A 4,321-nucleotide genomic window follows, 5' to 3' on the forward strand; every position below is an offset into this window, starting at 1 on the left:
TTGAGCCGACTGAACAGATGATGACGGTTCGGCATCACTGGAAATGATGCCGAACCATCTTGTTTCCAATCATATTAGAAAGAAGACTGTAGTTTTTATTCTCATGACGTAGCCGGCCAGCAACAATTGCTGGATGAATTTTTAAATCTTTCGCGAGCGTTGCGCAGTCTCTCTCATTCAGACTTTTCCGCACCATCGCTGTTGACCAGACTGACTGATCAATCAGTGCTTCTGCCGCCGCCCTGTCCGCTTCATGTTCAATATCATCTTTTTGAGATGAGTCGATGTCATCAAAAAAGGTCATTGAATCTGTGTTGAGATGAAGTGCAATATGCGCAACTTCATGCAAGAGTGTGAACCAGAAATTATCCAGTCGGTCATGTCGCAGAGTCAGGCCGATGACCGGTTGTCCGGATGAGTCCAGCATGGCGGCACCATCCAGATAGGTTTTTTCAAAATGCGGCTCAGTCACCAGCTTGATGCCCAGAACAGACAAAAACTCCCGGGCAACTTTTGGTCCTTGTTCTGACCAGCTGATCCTTGCCAACTCTTTCATCGCTTCCGGTGTAATGGCGTTATGTTCATAACCGCCAGCCGTCTTTATTTTTTCGGCTTTCTGCAAAACCCGGATCTGCCAGGCGAGTAGAGCGTATTGATCCACTTCCTTATCGGTAACATAGTGTGCAGAAGTTCGACACAGTGCAGGCTTGATATAGTCAGAACGAACACTGCTCAAAAACCGTCGTAAATTTTCTTCCGCGTAAGCCTTGAGTTCGTGAAGTGAGCCTGAAAAGTCCGAAAAACATCCTCTTTTTTTCATCTCAGCAAGGGGGAATTGATTCCAGACCATACCGTTAGTGCCCGGTAACAAGGCACCCTTTTCCTGAATAAGAACATCTGCGGGTATTTCCAGCCCCTTGTGCAGCTTGCGAATCATTAACAGGCTCAACGGGCGCTTGCCATTCAATACCTCAGAAGTTTTACTGGCAGAACCCAAAAAAGGCTTCATATCTTTTTGAGTCAGTCCCTGTTGATCCATACGGAACTTGATGGCCTCAATAGGATCAGGTAAATCAGTCGGGAATTGCTCTGATTCATACTGCTCGATAAGAACGGCCAGCACTTCTAATTCATTATCTTCAACTGAGCCTTCAGCCGGATCGACATCCATAAGATTCATCAGGCGTTCCATGGCATCCGCATGATCTTCCGCTGTCTTAATGACTTTGATCACAGACATCATTCACCTCCTGAAATTTTGTTTATCATACTCCGCATGAGTGCCAACCCATTCGATAACAACCAGACCATTTCGATAGCGCACCTGAACGACTAAACGGTAGTCATTACCTTTGATATTGAAGATCACCTTTTTATTTGCAATATGGTCGGCACTTCGATATCGCTCCTTAATATCATGAAAGCTCGTCCAGTTTGCAGCATTCGCTTCCTCACGCCACGCGTCAAGGGCAGGCTTGGCACTGGCATGTTTTTTTGAGAACTTTTCGAGTTTTTCTATACCTATGACTTTCATGTTAGCTCAAAGTTCCCGAGACGGGAATTATATATATTTATCCCAGATTGGGAATAGTGTAGATGAGATTATTCTAAAATTCCCGAAAACAGGTTATCCACAACAGAAAAATAATTTCAGATAACCTACTGTTTTTACTCTGAAATAATATGCCTGGTCTGCTGGTGCCGGTTCACCGCCTCTGCTGAGGTCTGGCTGATCTTCCGGTTCAGGTCATCCACTCGCTGGCGTTTGGTGTCACTGCTCATCAGCTTGTCTTCCATCACCCGCCTGACTTCCTTTCTCAGCTTGCTGATCTGCCGGCTGGCTTTCTGGAGACCCTTTTTGTTGCGCAGTTTCGCCGCCGATGACAGCTCTAGCGATTTCGCCCGGTCAGTTTCACCAGACTCCTGATACCGTTTGATGGATGCGGCTATCTCAGTCACGTCCTTATTCATATCGTGGAACTCATCGGTGTAGCGATTGCTTCCGGCCACACCGTCCTGGACAAAACTCCCTACTAAAGGCATATCCCGCTTGCGCAGGGATGGGCGCTCGGCGGCACCGGTTGCTTCACGGGTCATGGCATCGGCCCCCATCAACACGTAGCGGCCTATGGAACCGAAATAGCCCTTTAACAGGTGTTCCAGTTTCTTGGGGGAACGCATCCAGTCAGGTGCGCCTTCCGGCAGGAGTTGAGCCAGCTCTTTCAGAGTGTCACTGGTGTAGGGGTCATACTGGGCTTCGGGCTTCAGGTTTTGCAGGCGCATGGGGATAATGGGCTTGTCCCGAAAGCGATCCCGGTTTTCGGACACTTCCCAGATCGGTTTGATTAACTGGGGAATCGGGTCAAGGGCAAAGGTGTTCATCACCAGACCGTACAGCATATCCTTGGTCCACTTCATATCCTCATTGCCATCGAGGCTCTGGGTGATGATCTCCGGCAGGGTGGCAAAGATCGCCCCCACTTCAAAGGGCTTGGGTATCTGGAAATGGCCGTCTTCCCCCTCACCGATCCAGAAGTGGTGATACCCCAGCTTTTCATGGTTTTTCAGCTTTTTATAACGCTCGTCGTCTTCGTAGTGACGCATCAATGCCCAAGCGGCCAGCCCGTACATCAGCCCTCGGGCTATGACCGGCCATGAGAACGACTGCATATCCCACTTATCACCGGGCTTGATGCCCCTCCACATCCGGTTCACCCCCTGCAACATACTGTTAAAGAACGGCAGGCTTTGCACCATAAACTGGATAATCGGCCACTGCCCACTACGGGTAAAGTTGAGTACGTCCATGGCCTGATAAGCGGCCTCTGCCGGTGAGCCTCCCTGTTTGATGGTCTGTTCGTAAACGTGCAGTCGGTTGGAGTTCTCAAAGCGGGAGCCTAACTTCTCCCACAGGTTCCACAGTTGCCCGGGACGATTGATGATTTTCTTCTGTTCCTCCGGCGACAGCTTCTTGCGGATATTGTCCGATGTGATGTTGTAGTAGCCACCGCCACTGCCGCCACCCAGCATCATGGCCCAGCGAGTCTTGTCGTTCTTCAGTGATTGGCGGAATCCCCGCACTGCACCAGCCAGCGGGTTGAGCGACAACGGTTTGCCATTCACCTCCGGAGCGATATGCACTGCTGTGGAAATGGTGTCCTTAATGATGTTGCGGAACATAAAGCCGGGTAGGGCAGTAACCCCTTTGGTCAGTACCTTGCGGGGGATGCCCACCAGTTTCATCAGGGTGCTGTGAGTGGGTGCGCCCAAGTCCTGAATGGAAGCCAGCAGCAACGGGTCATTGACCAGGTAGGTCTTCAGCTTGCCGTTCACCGAGACACTGGTGGTCCCTTCGCCCAATACCGAATACTTGGCCATCAGGATTTTCCAGCGTTTCATCTGGTCCGGGGTCAGGTTGGTGTCCTGCTCCATTTCTTGCAGTTTGCTGATGACATCGTCATCGGACACACGGATTGCCGTGTTGATTTCTTCCACGGCCCCCACGGCCAGCCCGTCCTCGATAATGCGCTGCTGGGCGATGTTCTTGAACGCCGCATCCAGCATGGAACGGGTGTTGCGGTGCATCGCCTCCAACGGGCTGATCTTCTCCACGCCACCTTTCAGTTGCTGAATACCGGACTTCTGGCCAGAGAGCCCCCGCTTCGTCTGGCCTCCGGTCTGTTCCTTCGCTTCCAGATCGTGAACCCGGTGGAACGGAAGGTAGTCGTCGGTTTCCCATACCTTGCGCAGTTCCCGGTCAATCAGACCGGCATCGGTGAGAAAGTCCAGCAGGTCTTTGTTATGGGCCTGATAGTCGTCCTTTACCTGTTGAAACCGCTGCTTCAGTTGCGGCTGGGTGTTGACCCAGTTCTGGATAGTCTTGATTTTCTGGTCGTCGTAGAGGTTTCCCCGGTTCTGCTGACTGAGCAGCTTGCCCTCTTTCAGGTCTTTGTTGACCTGCTTCCTATCCCGGTTCCAGCGGGTACGACCACCGGGATACTCGTCCGGTGCGACGGCATCCAGCGTCTCTTTTAATGCCTGGCCCTGTGCCAATAGCTGATTGCCTCTGGTTCTGGCGGCCTTGTCTTCGGTTATGATCCGTTCGGCACGGAGACTGCCTGCCCAGGTTTCCCAGACTTCCAGCTCACTGCGTTTGGCCACCGGATGGAGAACGTCCAGCAAACCCTTGCTGTCCGGCTTGACCACCACGCTGCCCGCTTTCAGCATCGGGGTGCCTTCGTAGAGCATCGCTTCCAGAACATTATCCAGATTGCGGGTCAGGAAGAAGGCTTTGGAGGCTGACAGGCTGGCATCGAGCAGC

The 4,321-nt window shown here is 51.7% G+C and carries 3 protein-coding genes; all 3 read right to left on the reverse strand.

Features of this window, described 5'->3' with window-relative positions; genetic code table 11:
• Window positions 1-34: 34 nt before the first annotated feature.
• A complete protein-coding gene (locus RM811_RS22805) occupies window positions 35-1,243 on the reverse strand; it encodes an ImmA/IrrE family metallo-endopeptidase (protein ID WP_402528863.1) in 1,209 nt (402 codons plus the stop codon).
• A complete protein-coding gene (locus RM811_RS22810) occupies window positions 1,244-1,534 on the reverse strand; it encodes a type II toxin-antitoxin system HigB family toxin (protein ID WP_402528866.1) in 291 nt (96 codons plus the stop codon).
• 134 nt (window positions 1,535-1,668) lie between these two features.
• On the reverse strand, window positions 1,669-4,321 hold a 2,653-nt coding region (locus tag RM811_RS22815; RefSeq protein ID WP_402528869.1), incomplete at its 5' end, for an LPD38 domain-containing protein.

Source organism: Endozoicomonas sp., from assembly GCF_031844845.1.
In the GTDB taxonomy this organism is placed as follows: Bacteria; Pseudomonadota; Gammaproteobacteria; order Pseudomonadales; family Endozoicomonadaceae; genus Endozoicomonas.

Excerpts from the sequence above, each read along its gene's own strand:
- RM811_RS22805 (WP_402528863.1), bottom strand. The coding sequence starts at position 1,243 with ATGATGTCTGTGATCAAAGTCATTAAGACAGCGGAAGATCATGCGGAT.
- RM811_RS22810 (WP_402528866.1), bottom strand. The coding sequence starts at position 1,534 with ATGAAAGTCATAGGTATAGAAAAACTCGAAAAGTTCTCAAAAAAACAT.